Origin of the sequence: Pollutimonas bauzanensis (genome assembly GCF_040393045.1) — a bacterium.
GTDB classification, from domain to species: domain Bacteria; phylum Pseudomonadota; class Gammaproteobacteria; order Burkholderiales; family Burkholderiaceae_B; genus Pollutimonas; species Pollutimonas bauzanensis_A.
Map to the genome: position 1 here is coordinate 1 of NZ_JBEBUX010000021.1, position 15,129 is coordinate 15,129.

Here is a 15,129-nt window from a genome sequence, read left to right on the forward strand (position 1 = left end):
AGAACAGAAAACCACTGTCTACCCGGCTAATTCCAGTCCCACTTCAGGTGCAAATACAGACAATAAGCACTGCATACAGCCCCCGATATCTAACCCATCCTCTCCTTATCTATATCTCCTTATCCATAAATAGCAGTTCGTTGCCATATGCACCAATAGAAATGGCGCCGCACGCCGAAGGAAGCGCACTCACTCTATATATATAAGCCTCTATATAAAGAGCGGGGAGAACAAGAGCGAGAAAAGCCTGCATCGATAGACAAAACCAACCCTCTATATATAGACCCTATCTATATAGAAGCTGAGATAGAACTCGAACCTCCTCTTATAGAAGAGCCCATGAAAAACACATAGGCAGTCCGAACGCGCCTATACCGGCAATTCTGTCGTTTCTTTGATGCGCTGAAGTGTAAAACTGGATCGCATATCGACCACCGCAGGATGCTGCATCAGTTTGTCCATAGCGAACTGGGAGAATTTCGTAAGGTCTTCAACCTGGACTCTTAATAAATAATCCATATCTCCCGACATGGCGTAGCACTCGACAACCTCAGGCCAGGCCTGCACATCTAGCGCGAAATCCGAAATAGGCGCATGACTTGAGCGATGCATTTTATTCAACCGTATCGTCACGTACGCCAACAGCTTGAGCCCCACCTTCTCAGGATTCACCAACGCCACATAATTTTGGATATAGCCCTCTTCTTCAAGCCGCCGCACTCGTCTTAAGCAAGGGCTAGGCGACAGCGCAACTTTATCGGCCAGATCTTGATTGCTAAGACGGCCGTTACGCTGCAATGCCATCAAAATTTGCTTATCTATCCTATCCAGATCGTTTGACACTATAAACCACCTCTAAATTGACTATAGACGACATTACATTGCGTAAAGTTGAATTATTCAAGTGAATTTTGCAATCGGCTGCCAAGCTGTATTCCTTACACTGCCCTATCCCTATAAACTTTCATCACACAATTGAGGAGCCAAGACATGAGCACGCCTTTTCAACCCTGGGACAACCCCATGGGCACCGCTGGCTTCGAGTTCATCGAATACACTGCGCCAGACCCTATCGCGCTAGGCAAAGTTTTTGAAACATTGGGCTTTAAAGCGATTGCCCGCCATCGCAACAAAAACGTCACGCTGTATCGCCAAGGCGGCATCAATTTCCTGATCAACGCCGAACCCGACTCCTTCGCCCAACGTTTTGCCCGCTTGCACGGCCCTTCCATATGCGCCATCGCCTTTCGCGTCAATGACGCCGGCAAAGCATATAAACGCGCCCTCGAACTCGGCGCATGGGGCTTCGACTCGGGCAGCGGCCCCATGGAGCTAAACATACCGGCCATCAAAGGTATAGGCGATTCCCTAATCTATCTTGTGGATCGCTGGCAGGGGAAACAAGGCCATGGCGGCATTGGCGACATCAGCATTTACGATGTCGACTTCGAACCTATTGATACCGCAACGGCTCAAACCGACCTGAGCCATACCGGCGCAGGCCTGACCATAGTCGACCACCTTACCCACAATGTACATAAAGGCCGCATGGATGAATGGGCCGAGTTCTACGAAAGGCTGTTCAATTTTCGCGAGGTCCGCTACTTCGACATCGAGGGCAAGGTGACGGGCGTGAAGTCCAAAGCCATGACGTCGCCCTGCGGCAATATTCGCATTCCCATCAACGAAGAAGGCACCGAAGAAAAAGGCCAGATCCAGGAATACCTTGACCTATACCATGGCGAAGGCATACAGCATATTGCTTTGGCAACTTCGGATATCTATCGCACTGTCGAGGAACTGAAAGCGAAAGGCCTGCAGTTCCTGGATACGCCCGACACGTATTACGAATTGCTGGATCGACGGTTGCCGAATCACGGCGAAGACACTGCCCGCCTGCAAGCCAATAAAATCTTGCTGGACGGCGCTGCCGAGGGCGGTTTGCTACTGCAGATTTTCACCGAAAACCAAATCGGCCCGATATTTTTCGAGATTATCCAGCGCAAAGGCAACGAAGGCTTCGGAGAAGGCAACTTCAAGGCGCTTTTTGAATCGATAGAGCTCGACCAGATGCGCCGTGGTGTGCTGAAAAACGTCGAATAACCCCGCAATACCGGCAGCAGCACACCTTGCTGCCGGGAAACCGATAAAATCGCTTCACTGAATTTAAGGGAAGCGCGATGTTGTCGTATTTTATTATCTTGCTGCACCGCAGTTGGCGAATGTTCCTCGCCGTCAGCAAGGTCATGCTGCCAATCATGATCATCGTACAAATCGCACAGGAATTCGGTGTGGTGGATATGATCGGGCGCCTGATCACACCAGCAATGTCGCTGCTACATCTTCCTCCAGAGGCTGGGATTATCTGGACCACCACCTTGCTTACTGGCATTTATGGCGGCATTGCCACCTTGAGCGGCCTGGCGGGCAGCGCCGATATGACGGCAGGCCAATTAAGCGCACTATGCGCCATGATGCTCTTCGCTCACAACATCCCCGTAGAACAGGCCATCGTCCGACGCGCGGGGGCAAGCTTTTGGTCTACGTCGGCGCTGCGCATCGGCACGGCCCTGGTGTACGGCGCCGCCGTTTCGTGGGCCTGCCACTTGACTGGCGTCCTGTCTGAGCCAATATCGTTTGAATGGCTGCGCGGATCCGCTACCGTTGCTGACGGCGCATCAAATACTTACCTTGCATGGGCACAGGCAACCGCCTTTTCTTTACTACTGACCTTTGTGATCATCGCCTTTCTGGTTCTTGTACTGGATGCGCTGGAAAAACTAGGCATTACGCGTCGAATCACCTCCGCCATGATGCCTTTGCTGCGGATATCCGGGCTTGACGCCAGGGTAGCCCCCGTCACAACGGTTGGCGTCCTGCTCGGATTGACCTATGGCGGAGCGCTGATTATTGAAGAATCCAAGAAGCAGAATTTCTCGGCTCGCACGCGATTCCTCGCATTGACCTGGCTATCGCTATCGCACGGACTGATTGAAGACACGCTGCTATTGATGGCGCTAGGTGCAGATGTCTGGATCGTGCTGGTTGGCCGCGTACTGATAACGCTGGCCATCGTTGCCACGCTGGCTAAACTGACAGACCGCGGCAACTGGAGTACGGCCACCGTGCCAACTAAACAATCGCCATGAAAAGCGCCGCTTCAGCTTTACTGCGTGGCGGCGCGGCCTACTAACCCACCAACAACTGGGAAAATTGCTTGCGGAATTTACCTAGCTTGGGCGAAATGACCACCTGGCAGTAACCTTGCCCCGGATGCTGGACATAATAGTTGTGGTGATAATCTTCGGCGGGCCAGAAATGCTCAGCCTCCAGCACTTTAGTGACCACAGGCTCTCCTAGCTGGGCCTGGACTTCAGCAATGGTTTGCCGGGCGATTTCAGTTTGGCTTGGAGATTGGCAAAAAATAGCGGACGCATACTGTGGCCCGACATCGCCGCCCTGCCGATCAAGCGTCGTGGGATCATGCGTGGCGAAAAAAACCTGCAAGATTGTTTGAAAATCGATGACCTGGTTATCAAAAGCCACCCGCACCACTTCGATATGCCCGGTCGTCTTGCTGCATACTTGTTCGTAGCTGGGGTTATCGATATGGCCGCCGCTATAACCCGGCGTCACATCGAGCACGCCACGCACTGACTGAAATACCGATTCAGTGCACCAGAAACAACCTCCACCCAGTATCGCAACTTCAGTCATAAGTATCTCCTATTTAGTTTCGGGCAGGTTTTTATCGGCCAGCGATAGTATCCATGCGGCAATGAGCCGTGCGTTTGCTGGATTGACTTGCGGCTGAGCAGGCATGGGAACCGCACCCCAGCGGCCTCGTCCTCCCTGTCGAATAGCGTTGGCCAAGTATTCGGACGCACCCTCTTGGTTGACGAACCGCTGGGCAATCAAGGTAAAAGAGGGGCCAACCCGTTTTTGGTCAATCTGATGACACGCAAGACAATTGCTGGTGCGTGCCAGATCAACGCCTGTAGTTTGCCCCGAGGCAGCGCCCCCAAACCCCAAGCTGATCAAACAGGACAAAATCAAGAAAAATCGTGAATACGTTGAGTACATAAACCAGAACCTGAAACGTGTAAATAAAAACCGCCTACGCGTGGCCGAGCTTGCTTCCTCGCATATCAGGGTATTATCGACGATATTTCATTGATACAAGTAGGCCATGCTTCAATATCCGCAAATCGACCCTATTGCTCTACAGATCGGCCCCGTTGCCATACATTGGTATGGGCTGATGTACTTGATCGGCTTCGCATTAGTCTGGGTGCTTGGCCGATGGCGTATTAACCGAGGCGAAACCGACCTAAGCTTGCGCGATCTGGAAGACATCATCTTCTATAGCGTATTAGGCGTTATCGCTGGCGGGCGCCTGGGCTACGTGCTGTTCTACAAGCCTGCCGAATATCTTGCGCATCCGCTTGAGGTTTTCTATCTGTGGCAAGGCGGCATGTCGTTCCATGGCGGATTGGTCGGCGTGATCGTGGCCTTGCTGATTTTCGCCCGCAAGCGCAATAAAACGCTGCTGGAAATTGGCGATTTTGTGGCGCCCCTGATTCCCTTGGGCCTGGCTGCCGGGCGTCTGGGCAATTTTATAAATGGCGAGCTTTGGGGCCGCCCGACAACATTGCCCTGGGGAATGGTATTTCCTCAAACTGCCGATGGTGTCGCCCGCCACCCTTCACAACTTTATGAGATGGGGCTGGAAGGTTTTGCCTTGTTTGCACTGGTGTGGCTATTTGCCCGCAAGCCGCGTCCTACAGGTCAGATCAGCGCCGTCTTCCTAATGGGCTACGGGGTGTTTCGCTTTCTGGCTGAATTCACCCGCGAACCTGATAACTACCTGGGCTTATTGGCAGGCGGGCTATCCATGGGCCAGCTATTGTCGCTGCCCATGGTATTGGCCGGCGCCATTATTTTTGTGTGGAGTGCAAAAAAATCGAGCCGCGAATCGACACGGTAACCATTTCAGTGCCGCCTTCCAGCGGTACACTGGCTTTATCAGCCGCCATCGCCATCATGCGGCCGGCTGGTTGATACGGCTGGGCTCCTGCCCCGCCCAGGTCGACATTACGTATTGTGTAATGAGCAAAACCCAAGGCGTCAGTCAAAGCCTGAGCGCGGTCGGTGAACGCCTTGACTGCTTGCGTCATCAAAGCCTGCTCTTGCTTAGCCCTTGCCTGCTGCGAAACAGAGAAGGCCAGATTGTCGATTGGCATCCGGTCGCTTAACTTGCCAGCCAGCTCGGACGCTGCGGCAAAATCGGTAGATTCAAGGAATATTTCGCCCCGGCCACGCCAGTTCGAAATTTTTCCCTTTTCGTTGCTCATGGGCCAAAGCCGGTAATTACCGCTACTGACCTTGATTTTGGGGTCGCCCTTGGCGTCGCCCATGACGCTATCCAGCGTTTTACTTAGCGCTTTGGCGACCGCCGCCTGGGATGCATCGCTGATTTCGGTGGCCAATGTTATTTTCACAGTATCGTGCGGCACCTCGGCCGCAGCTTCGGCACGCAAGCTGGCTTGAGGCCACTTGCCGCCCTTGACTGCCTTATCCTCATCTTCTTGTGCAGAAGCTGGCGCCGCCAGGACACTAGCGCCTAAACATAGCGCAATACCTAACAGCCACTTACGATTTTGCGTGGAAAGATACATTGTCCGCCCTATAAAAAGTAAAGCTCGTCCGAAGACGAGCTTTAAGAAATTGCCCCGCCTGTGCCGTCTAGGCCGGCATCCTGGAACCGAGGGTTCAAGGTGGTCGCCTTCAGTCAAGCTTCGGGCTCGCCTTAAAAGGAAAGCACACCTACTTGTCAATCCAGCAACCTGCATGCCATAAGCATTGGTTCAAGGAATGTATGGCCAAGTCACGAACACGGCAGGGACTAACTGGTGAATACTGCAAAAACAATATTCGAAAACTTTATGTAGAGATCTTACTCTGGTTTTGGGTTGCCGGTCCCACTACCTGATCAAGCATTTCGTTCATGTCTTCAATTTTACGCTTGAAATCACCCAGCGCAAGATTGCTTAAAGGACCATCGGGAGCACGCATGGCCAGAAGCTCGATGGCGATTTGAATGGCAGCCATGACGGCGATGCGTTCGTTGCTGGCAACCTTGCCGGTTCCCTTGACGCCCAGCATACGCTGATCGACATGGCGAACCGCCGCCAAAAGCGCGTCTTTTTCAGATGCCATGCAAGCTAAAGAATAGTCGCGGCCCAAAATGGATACGTCAATGCGTTCCATAATACTCTACTCCTGGGGCGCGCCGGGCAGGCGCATTAATATTGAATCGATATGTTCGCGAGCCTTGTCAGTAACCACGCGCAATTGCGACGTGTCGGCCTGGGAGACCGCAAGCTTTTGCTTGGCGACTTCCAATTCGGTCTTGTACTGCATGGCTTCGACCTGAAGCGTGGCCTGAGCGGCTTCAGCCTCGGAACGCAATGCCTGCATTTCGGCTTCGTGGCTGTTTGCACGCTCGGTCGTAGAGGCGAATTCAGCCTCACGCCTTGATAGCTGGTCACGCAACGCATCGCGCTCTTGTTCCAGGTTTTTCAGGCGAGCCTGCAAGGCAGCACGCTCAGCTTGAAGCTGGCGAGCGAACTGCACCATTTGCCCGATACGGGCAGCGAGGGAATCAATATCTTGCAACATGGGCGTTATCGTAAACCATCCCACCGTGAAGTGGATAGGGAAAAATGAAAACCAATCATAACCTTTCACACCTCTTTCCAAAACCTTTCATTTTTCTTTCATTTTTGCCATTAAAGCGGGTTATAGCCTGACCGAATATGTAAAAAACCACGTTGTTGAGGGTAAACCCTGAAGAACCAAGGGCAAATCAGGGTTTCCAGCCGGGACCACGTCCATTACCATTCCTCACCTTTTGGTAGTTGTCGTCCCGGCCTCCCTGTTAAGGGTCAAAGCCTGCCATCTAGATGGCTAAAAACAGGGCGTTCAATTATCCGTTTTATCATGCTGTCAGGGAGATTTCGTCAACATGCAGCTCAGAAATAAGCAGGACTTTTGGTCCGGTATTATGTTCGTTGCCATAGGCATCGGATTTGCGTTGGGCGCCACCAGTTATTCCATGGGCACTGCTGCCCGCATGGGGCCCGGTTACTTTCCATTTTGGCTGGGCGTATGCCTGACCATACTTGGCGCGGTAGTAGCTCTTGGGGCATTATCGCCCAAGGCGCAAGAAGCAGAGCTCGAAAAATTCGACTGGAAAATCAGTTTCATTGTGATTGGCTCAGTCGCGCTTTGCGGTGTACTCCTGGATGTTCTGGGCGTCTACATTTCGGTCTTCCTGCTGGTCTTTCTTAGCAGCATGGCAAGCCATATATTCAACTGGAAAGTTGCCTTGGCAAACGGGATATTTCTTGTCCTGTTCGTCTGGCTGGCGTTCATCAAGGGGCTAGGTTTGATCTTCCCTCTGTGGCCCAGTTTTCTAGGTAACTAAAGGAGCACCCGAAATGGAATTGTTTGAACATCTGGCGCTCGGTTTCTCGGTGGCCTTCACCCCAGAAAACCTGGCTTATTGTTTGCTGGGCTGCCTGCTGGGCACTCTGATCGGCGTTCTGCCTGGCATCGGCCCTGTGCCGACCATCGCAATGCTGTTGCCCATTACTTATGTACTGCCGCCTGTTGCCGGCCTCATCATGCTTGCCGGTATTTATTACGGCGCACAGTATGGTGGATCAACCACGGCCATTCTTGTGGCCTTGCCGGGGGAAACGTCAGCCGTGGTCACGGTGCTGGACGGCCACCAAATGGCCCGAAACGGCCGGGCCGGTGCGGCGTTGGCCATTGCAGCGCTGGGCTCGTTCTTTGCCGGCTGCGTGGCAACGGTCTTGCTGGCAGGCTTTGCTCCTCCCCTGGCTGAAGTCGCCTTCAAGTTCGGTCCTGCGGAATACTTCTCGCTGATGGTGCTGGGCCTGATCGGCGCTGTTGTATTGGCATCGGGCTCGCTGCCCAAGGCCATTTGCATGATTCTGCTCGGCCTGCTGCTGGGTATGATCGGCACCGACGTTAACTCTGGTGTAGCCCGTTTTGACTTTGGCATTCCTGAACTGCAGGACGGCATCGACTTTGCTGTAGTCGCCATGGGCGTGTTCGGCTTTGCCGAAATCATGACGAACCTGGAACTCAAGGACCAACGTGTCGATATCACTGGCAAAGTAGGTACTTTGTATCCTAACAAGCAGGAATTCAAAGAAGCCTGGCCTGCCGCTGTACGAGGCACGGCGCTGGGTTCGGCACTGGGCATCTTGCCTGGTGGCGGGGCCGTGTTGTCGTCGTTCGCGTCCTACACGCTGGAAAAGAAAATCTCCAAGAACCCGGAGCGTTTCGGCAAGGGTCACCCGGCCGGTCTTGCTGGACCTGAGTCTGCCAATAACGCGGCAGCGCAGACTTCCTTCATTCCGTTGCTGACGCTGGGTATTCCCGGCAACGCGGTAACGGCATTGATGATCGGCGCCATGACCATCCACAACATTCAGCCTGGCCCGCAGGTCATGACCAGCCACCCTGAACTGTTCTGGGGCCTGATCGTGTCGATGTGGATCGGCAACCTGATGCTGGTGATTCTGAATCTGCCATTGGTTGGTTTGTGGATCAAGTTGCTGAAAGTGCCTTATCGCATTTTGTTCCCGGCCATTCTGGTGTTTTGTACGATCGGGGTGTATTCCCTTAACTACAACGTCTTCGACATCTGGATGACGGCAGCATTTGGCCTGATCGGCTACATCTGGGCAAAACTCAAATGTGAAGGCGCGCCTTTGCTGCTGGGTCTGGTGCTCGGACCCATGATGGAAGAGAACTTCCGCCGGGCATTGCTGTTGGCCCGCGGCGACTACACCACCTTCGTTACGCGTCCGCTATCGATGTCGCTCCTGATAGCCGCCGCTATCCTGGTTTGCATCGTGGCCTTGCCATCGATCAAGAAGAAACGCGAAGAGACCTTTGTAGAAGAAGGTTAACGAACCGCGTTATGAACTAAAAACGGCGTTTTGCCGAAAAGCACCCCAGAAGTTGGACATAACTCCAACCTTTGGGGTGTTTTTTATGGGCGCCCGAACCCCAGGCTTATGAGTTAATCTTACGGCTGGAGCAATACATAACATTCATACAAGGAGAATAACGATATGCCCTCGATTAGCGCCAAGACTTACGACTCTCTACCCAGCACTCGTGTCGCGTTTCTAGGACTGGGCGTCATGGGCTATCCCATGGCCGGTCACTTGGCCAAAGCAGGCCACACCGTCACCGTCTACAACCGGACATTTGCCAAAGCCGAAGCCTGGGTGAAAGAGTTCGGTGGCCAAGCCGCCAAGACCCCCAAAGAGGCCGCCCAAGGGGCCAGCATCGTGTTCTGCTGCGTCGGCAACGATGATGACCTGCGCAGCGTCGTATTGGGCCCAGAGGGCGCGCTCGCGGGCATGGCTGCGCAAACCCTGTTTGTGGACCACACCACCGCCTCGGCCGAAGTTGCACGCGAACTCTACCAACAAGCCAAACAACAACATGTTGGTTTTGTCGACGCGCCCGTTTCAGGAGGCCAGGCTGGTGCAACCAATGGCGCGCTTACGGTGATGTGCGGCGGCGAACAGGCACATTTCGACACCATAAAACCTCTGGCCCATGCTTATGCTCAGGCCGTTACCCTGTTAGGCGACTCGGGCTCCGGGCAACTATGCAAGATGGTCAACCAGATTTGCATTGCCGGGCTGGTTCAGGGCTTGTCCGAAGCCATCGCTTTCGGACAGGCGGCGAAACTGGATATGAAACAGGTATTGGGGGTGATCAGCAAGGGCGCTGCGCAAAGCTGGCAAATGGAAAATCGCGGCACCACGATGGTCGACGGCAAGTTCGATTTCGGCTTTGCTGTGGACTGGATGCGCAAGGACTTGGGTTTAGTGCTGAATGAAGCCAAGCATAATGGAGCACGCGTTCCTGTAACGGCGCTGGTCGACCAGTTTTACGGCGATGTGCAGCAAATGGGCGGCAATCGCTGGGACACGTCCAGCCTGATCAAGCGCCTGAGCAATACCTAAGCGCAACTGCCTAGGCAAGGTGCCTGGGCAGCGTTAATAAAGCACATAAACCGACCCCTCCGTCTACTGAGGGGTCGCCATCGTTAAGCACAATAGTGCCACGATTGCGCTGCGCATAAGCCAACGCTATGGCAAGCCCCAGGCCTGACCCACTGGCACGCGACCCTTTGCGTGCGGGCCCACCCCGATCGAATCGTATGAATACGCTGTCGCGCAAAGACGGATCCAGGCCCACGCCGTTGTCGCATACGCTGACCCAGGCATCACTACCCTGCACACCAGCCGACACCGTAATAGAGCAGCCTTCACCAGCGTGGTTGATTGCGTTATGCACAAGATTGGAAATAGATTCATGAATTTCGGCATCGCTACCCAGGACCCACACGTTGGCGTCCTCCGATGCGCCGCTGACGTCGTGGCAATCGACCCAGCCCAGATCCTGGTGCTTCTCGCGCGCCAACGGCAAATACAGCAGCACGACTTCCCGCGCCAATGCATTCAAGTCAACTTTTGACTGCGGCGCCACTTCGTTACCGCTGGCATGGGCCAGAGATAGCAACTGCTCTGTCAGGCGCGAGGTCTGCCCCAGCTGGCGGATGATAGCGGCAAGCGTTTCCCGCATACGCACGATATCCGGTTCGCGTTTGGCATACTGGGCCTGTGTACGCATGATGGCCAATGGCGTGCGCAACTGATGCGACGCATCAGCCAGGAAACGGGCCTGCTTGTCCAGCACCTGGCGATATAAATCAATATGATGATTCACCGCTTTTACCAGCGGTACAACTTCACGCGGGACATTAGAGATGTCCAGCGGCATCAGATTATCGATATTGCGCAGCTTGATTTCGCGCCTAAGCTCGTTCAGTGGCCGCAAAGCCCAATGAACGCTGAACCAGACCAATAATATGGCCAGGATTAACATGCGGCCATCGCGAAATAAGCCCTCTCGCCATGCCTGCTGTTGTGTGTGCAAGCGAAGGTCCATGCTTTCGCCCACCAATATGATCACTTGCCGGTGCACGCCGCTGTAGTGAAGGTCGCGCCATAAGGCCACCATTCGCACCTCATCGTTCCGATACATGGCGTTATAAAAAACCGGCATCCCTTCGTTTTCGGCCAAAGTCACTGGTCGCGGCAAACCCTGCATACCCAGTAACGTTTTCCCCTCGGCCACCTGACCGCGCGACCCAGCCAGGCTTAACACGTTGGGTGTAACCTCTTCAACGCGAAAATACTTGCGGTTGCCGGCGCGCGACTCCAGCATGACCTGTGCATAAAACGGTGGATCAATACGCAACGAGCCGTCGGCATTGAATTCAACGCTGTTTTCCAGCACTTTGGCCGGCTCGAGCAGTGCACTGTCATAGACCTCTTGGGTCACAACATTCAAAGCCTGGTAATCGGTACGGCTATCAACCAGCAATAAGGTGACGACCCCGGGAATAAGCAGCACGAGCAGCCAGAACCTAATGCCTCCGCGAGATTTTCGTGGAAAGGTTGCCATGTCTCAGGCGTCTTCCAGTATGCTTTCCAGCATGTAGCCCAAGCCTCGCACAGTCACAATATGCACGTCGCTGCCCGCCAACTTCTTGCGCAAGCGATGCAATACGACTTCGATCGCATCAGGACTGGAATCGCTATCGTGCTCGAAAACACGGCTGAACAACTGGCTTTTTTCGACAGGCATGCCACTGCGCGTAACCAGCACGGCCAGCGCGGCTTGTTCGCGCGGCGTAAGGTGCAAAATCGCACCATCCAGCGAAAATGCGCGACTCTCGCTGTCGTAAAGCAGCGACCCGCAACCCATCTGCGGCGCCTTGCGCCCGCGGCTGCGGCGCACCAGCGCGGCCAACCGTGCTTCGAGCTCTTCAAGCGCAAAAGGCTTGGTCAGGAAATCGTCAGCGCCCAGGTTCAGCCCACGCACGCGGTCTTGCAATGCCCCCTGCGCGGTAAGAATCAGTACAGGCGTCACGTCGCCACGGTTGCGCATTTCGCGCAACAAAACCAGCCCGTGCTTGTCGGGCAGCCGCAAGTCCATGACGACAGCATCATAACCAGACCCTGCCAGCATGTATTCGGCAGTTTGCGCGTCGGGCGCATGCTCGGGCAGAAAGCCGCTTTGAGCCAATGCCCGCTCGAGCCATGCTGCCATTTCACGTTCGTCTTCAACCAGAAGTATGCGCATGGCCCTTGTTTTCCAGTGAGGGCAAGCCGCGATGACTTTGCACTCGCTGTCGCAAATAACGGGTTTCCTGCCCTCTTTTAAATAAAATCAACGCTAACTCATTCAGTGCACGTGTATAAACATCACGCTTGAATTCAATAACAGCGTCAAGCGGAACCCAATACTGACTCCAGCGCCAGGCATCGAATTCCGGACTATGTGTGGCGCGTAAACTGACGTCAGTGTCGCGCCCAACCATTCTTAACAAAAACCAGATCTGTTTTTGTCCCTTATAGTGGCCGCGCGAATCGCGCCGAACAAAATTGTTCGGAACTTCATAGCGCAGCCAATCACGTGTCCGGCCTAATATCCGAACGTGCTCGGGTCGCAACCCCACCTCTTCGTGAAGTTCGCGAAACATGGCCTGCACGGGACTTTCTCCATATTTAATGCCGCCCTGCGGAAATTGCCACGCATGTTCCCGAATACGTTTACCCCAAAAAACCTCGTTTTTTTGATTTACGAGGATAATGCCGACATTAGGACGGTAGCCTTCACGGTCTAACATGGGCCACCCCAAAGCGAATTCAATACAATTACTGTTGATTATACGTATCTGTCGAGATCCCCACCATGCATGCAAGCAAGTATCACATTAATACCCTTAAAGAAGCTCCTGCGGAAGCCGAAGTAGCAAGCCATCAATTACTGACGCGGGCGGGCATGATTCGCAAAGCCGCCGGCGGCATCTATACCTATATGCCATTGGGCCTGAAGGTGCTGCGCAAGATCGAAGGCATCGTTCGCGAGGAAATGAATCGCGCCCACGCCATCGAACTGTTGATGCCCGTGGTGCAACCGGCCGAGCTATGGGTCGAATCCGGACGCTGGGAACAATACGGCGCAGAACTGCTGCGCATCAAAGACAGGCATCAGCGCGACTTCGTTCTGCAGCCGACCTCTGAAGAAGTCATCACCGACATCGCGCGTAACGAAATCCATAGCTGGCGCCAGCTTCCCCTGAATTTCTATCACATTCAGACCAAATTCCGAGATGAACGCCGCCCCCGCTTCGGCTTGATGCGCGGACGCGAATTCACCATGAAAGACGCCTATTCGTTCGACCGCGACGAAGAGTCGGCGCAGGCTAGCTATGACGCCATGTTCGATGCTTACATGCGCATCTTCGGCCGCCTTGGGCTGGAGTTTCGCGCCGTTGCTGCGGATACCGGCTCTATCGGCGGATCACGCAGCCACGAGTTCCAGGTTATTGCCGATACCGGTGAAGACCTTATCGTTTACAACCCCGAGTCCCCCTACGCTGCCAATATCGAACTGGCCGAAGCGCCCTGCCTTCTGGCTGAACGAGGCCCGGCCACAGAAGCGCTAGCTAAAACCGCCACGCCCGACGCACCCAAATGCGAAATCGTTGCGCAACAACTGAACAAGCCGCTCGCGGAAACCGTCAAGTCCATCGTCCTGGCCACAGAAACCGCTGACACACCGGCACAGACCCACATCTGGCTGCTACTGCTTCGCGGCGACCACAACCTGAACGAAATCAAGACTGGCAAGCTGCCCGGCTTTGAAAACGGCTATCGATTTGCCACCGAAGAAGAAATTCTGGCCACCTTCGGCTGCGTACCCGGCTACTTGGGGCCAATCAATCCCCTCAAGCCGATTACCGTTATCGCCGACACGACAGTTGCCAACATGAGCAACTTCATTTGCGGCGCCAACGCCGAGGGCTTCCATTACACCGGCGCCAACTGGGGCCGAGACTTACCCGACCCACAGGTCGCCGATTTGCGCAATGTCGTCGCCGGCGACCCCGACCCCCAAGGCGGACAACTGGCCATCCAACGCGGCATAGAAGTAGGACACGTGTTTTTCCTGGGCGATAAATACTCCAAGGCGCTGGGTGCCACCTTCCTGGAAAAAGATGGCAAACCCGCCATGCTGCAAATGGGATGCTATGGAATTGGGATTAGCCGTATCGCAGCAGCGGCTATCGAACAAAATCACGATGACAAAGGCATTATCTGGCCCCGCGCCATCGCACCGTTCGAAGTCGTCATCTGCCCCATGGGCCTGCATAAAAGTGAAACAGTACGCAACGCTGCTCACGGCCTGTATCAGGAACTGCAGGCGCAAGGAATTGAGGTTATCCTGGATGACCGCGATATACGCCCCGGCATCATGTTTGCCGACTGGGAGCTGATTGGCGTGCCGCTACGGATCACGATAGGTGATCGCGGACTTAAAGAGAACGTGGTCGAGATCCAGGCCAGGCGCGATGTAGAGGCAACCAACGTGCCCGTGCCAGACGCCCTTGCTTATGCGCTGGAAAGGCTAAAATCGCTCTAACCCTGCTATCGGGTGCATCAGTGCCCAATAGCCGCGTAACATCCCGGCTGATGCTGGCCGGGATGTCACACCACTTAACGAAAGACATGGCAATTGAAACACCCGATGCATTGTCCAAGATGGATATTCGCGTATATTACGAGGACACTGACGCCGGCGGCGTTGTGTACTATGCCAACTACTTGAAGTTCTTTGAGCGGGGCCGCACCGAATGGCTACGGCGCCTGGGTGTAAATCAATCAGAGCTTGCCGCCAAGGAACATCGGATATTCGTTATCAAGAAGGTTGAAATACAATACCGCAAGCCAGCAAGACTCGACGACTTGCTAGTCATACACAGTCAAATCACCCGCCTTGGCCGCGCCTCGATCCATTTCGATCAATCGGCCTTGCGTAATGGGGAACTGCTGTGCGAAAGTAGCATCCAAGTCGGTTGCGTTGACGCGAATACGTTTCGTCCCGCCGGTCTTACCCACGAACTTAGAACCCTACTGGAAAAGGCTCAGAACTAAC

At 54.3% G+C, this 15,129-nt stretch carries 17 protein-coding genes and 1 other RNA gene; 8 read left to right on the plus strand and 10 right to left on the minus strand.

Annotation, left to right across the window (positions count from 1 at the left end; genetic code table 11):
* Nucleotides 1–369: 369 nt before the first annotated feature.
* Complete coding sequence (locus tag ABWO67_RS05190; RefSeq protein ID WP_353148626.1) at nucleotides 370–846, minus strand: Lrp/AsnC family transcriptional regulator; 477 nt, start codon at nucleotides 844–846, stop codon at nucleotides 370–372.
* A 144-nt stretch (nucleotides 847–990) separates the two neighbouring features.
* Between ABWO67_RS05190 and hppD the strand changes: the two genes are divergently transcribed.
* The gene (hppD, locus tag ABWO67_RS05195) at nucleotides 991–2,103 is read left to right on the plus strand and encodes a 4-hydroxyphenylpyruvate dioxygenase (protein WP_353148503.1); all 1,113 of its coding nucleotides are present in this window, start codon (nucleotides 991–993) and stop codon (nucleotides 2,101–2,103) included.
* A gap of 77 nt (nucleotides 2,104–2,180) precedes the next feature.
* Entirely contained in the window at nucleotides 2,181–3,149 is a 969-nt protein-coding gene (locus tag ABWO67_RS05200; RefSeq protein WP_353148506.1) for a nucleoside recognition domain-containing protein, read from the plus strand.
* Nucleotides 3,150–3,189: 40 nt separating this feature from the next.
* Here ABWO67_RS05200 and msrA read toward each other — a convergent pair whose 3' ends face one another.
* Nucleotides 3,190–3,717: a peptide-methionine (S)-S-oxide reductase MsrA gene (gene msrA, locus ABWO67_RS05205; RefSeq protein WP_353148509.1), complete on the minus strand. Its 528-nt coding sequence runs from the start codon at nucleotides 3,715–3,717 to the stop codon at nucleotides 3,190–3,192.
* Between the two features lie 9 nt (nucleotides 3,718–3,726).
* Nucleotides 3,727–4,083: a c-type cytochrome gene (locus ABWO67_RS05210; protein ID WP_353148512.1), complete on the minus strand. Its 357-nt coding sequence runs from the start codon at nucleotides 4,081–4,083 to the stop codon at nucleotides 3,727–3,729.
* A 106-nt stretch (nucleotides 4,084–4,189) separates the two neighbouring features.
* On the opposite strand from ABWO67_RS05210, the gene lgt reads away from it, so the two are divergent.
* On the plus strand, nucleotides 4,190–4,987 hold the full coding sequence (lgt, locus tag ABWO67_RS05215) for a prolipoprotein diacylglyceryl transferase (RefSeq protein ID WP_353148515.1): 798 nt from the start codon (nucleotides 4,190–4,192) through the stop codon (nucleotides 4,985–4,987).
* On the opposite strand, the gene ABWO67_RS05220 is transcribed toward lgt, so the two are convergent.
* The 4 genes from ABWO67_RS05220 to ABWO67_RS05235 form a co-directional block, all read right to left on the minus strand.
* The gene (locus ABWO67_RS05220) at nucleotides 4,938–5,678 is read right to left on the minus strand and encodes an SIMPL domain-containing protein (protein WP_353148518.1); all 741 of its coding nucleotides are present in this window, start codon (nucleotides 5,676–5,678) and stop codon (nucleotides 4,938–4,940) included. The genes lgt and ABWO67_RS05220 overlap by 50 nt on opposite strands.
* Before the next feature lie 47 nt (nucleotides 5,679–5,725).
* A non-coding RNA gene (gene ssrS, locus ABWO67_RS05225) (6S RNA) lies at nucleotides 5,726–5,908 on the minus strand.
* 35 nt (nucleotides 5,909–5,943) lie between these two features.
* Complete coding sequence (locus tag ABWO67_RS05230; protein ID WP_353148521.1) at nucleotides 5,944–6,270, minus strand: cell division protein ZapA; 327 nt, start codon at nucleotides 6,268–6,270, stop codon at nucleotides 5,944–5,946.
* 6 nt (nucleotides 6,271–6,276) lie between these two features.
* Nucleotides 6,277–6,681, minus strand: a complete 405-nt coding sequence (locus tag ABWO67_RS05235) for a hypothetical protein (RefSeq protein ID WP_502929970.1) — start codon at nucleotides 6,679–6,681, stop codon at nucleotides 6,277–6,279.
* A 346-nt stretch (nucleotides 6,682–7,027) separates the two neighbouring features.
* On the opposite strand from ABWO67_RS05235, the gene ABWO67_RS05240 reads away from it, so the two are divergent.
* The 3 genes from ABWO67_RS05240 to ABWO67_RS05250 all read left to right on the plus strand — a co-directional run bounded on the left by ABWO67_RS05240 (nucleotide 7,028) and on the right by ABWO67_RS05250 (nucleotide 10,082).
* Nucleotides 7,028–7,489 (plus strand): tripartite tricarboxylate transporter TctB family protein, encoded by a 462-nt coding sequence (locus tag ABWO67_RS05240; protein WP_353148527.1) that lies wholly within the window; start codon nucleotides 7,028–7,030, stop codon nucleotides 7,487–7,489.
* Between the two features lie 13 nt (nucleotides 7,490–7,502).
* Nucleotides 7,503–9,008, plus strand: coding sequence for a tripartite tricarboxylate transporter permease (locus ABWO67_RS05245; RefSeq protein WP_353148530.1), 1,506 nt, complete (start codon nucleotides 7,503–7,505; stop codon nucleotides 9,006–9,008).
* A 165-nt stretch (nucleotides 9,009–9,173) separates the two neighbouring features.
* Nucleotides 9,174–10,082, plus strand: coding sequence for an NAD(P)-dependent oxidoreductase (locus tag ABWO67_RS05250; RefSeq protein WP_353148533.1), 909 nt, complete (start codon nucleotides 9,174–9,176; stop codon nucleotides 10,080–10,082).
* A gap of 10 nt (nucleotides 10,083–10,092) precedes the next feature.
* Here ABWO67_RS05250 and ABWO67_RS05255 read toward each other — a convergent pair whose 3' ends face one another.
* The 3 genes from ABWO67_RS05255 to ABWO67_RS05265 are packed head-to-tail and all read right to left on the minus strand — an operon-like array spanning nucleotide 10,093 to nucleotide 12,817.
* Nucleotides 10,093–11,589, minus strand: a complete 1,497-nt coding sequence (locus ABWO67_RS05255) for a sensor histidine kinase (RefSeq protein WP_353148536.1) — start codon at nucleotides 11,587–11,589, stop codon at nucleotides 10,093–10,095.
* 3 nt (nucleotides 11,590–11,592) lie between these two features.
* Complete coding sequence (locus tag ABWO67_RS05260) at nucleotides 11,593–12,270, minus strand: response regulator (protein WP_353148539.1); 678 nt, start codon at nucleotides 12,268–12,270, stop codon at nucleotides 11,593–11,595.
* Nucleotides 12,251–12,817 (minus strand): RNA pyrophosphohydrolase, encoded by a 567-nt coding sequence (locus ABWO67_RS05265; RefSeq protein WP_353148542.1) that lies wholly within the window; start codon nucleotides 12,815–12,817, stop codon nucleotides 12,251–12,253. Before ABWO67_RS05265 ends, ABWO67_RS05260 begins: the two co-directional genes overlap by 20 nt.
* Nucleotides 12,818–12,882: 65 nt before the next feature.
* Here ABWO67_RS05265 and ABWO67_RS05270 point away from each other — a divergent pair, with 65 nt between their 5' ends.
* On the plus strand, nucleotides 12,883–14,616 hold the full coding sequence (locus ABWO67_RS05270; RefSeq protein WP_353148545.1) for a proline--tRNA ligase: 1,734 nt from the start codon (nucleotides 12,883–12,885) through the stop codon (nucleotides 14,614–14,616).
* A gap of 86 nt (nucleotides 14,617–14,702) precedes the next feature.
* The gene (ybgC, locus tag ABWO67_RS05275; RefSeq protein ID WP_353148548.1) at nucleotides 14,703–15,128 is read left to right on the plus strand and encodes a tol-pal system-associated acyl-CoA thioesterase; all 426 of its coding nucleotides are present in this window, start codon (nucleotides 14,703–14,705) and stop codon (nucleotides 15,126–15,128) included.
* Nucleotide 15,129: the final 1 nt, after the last annotated feature.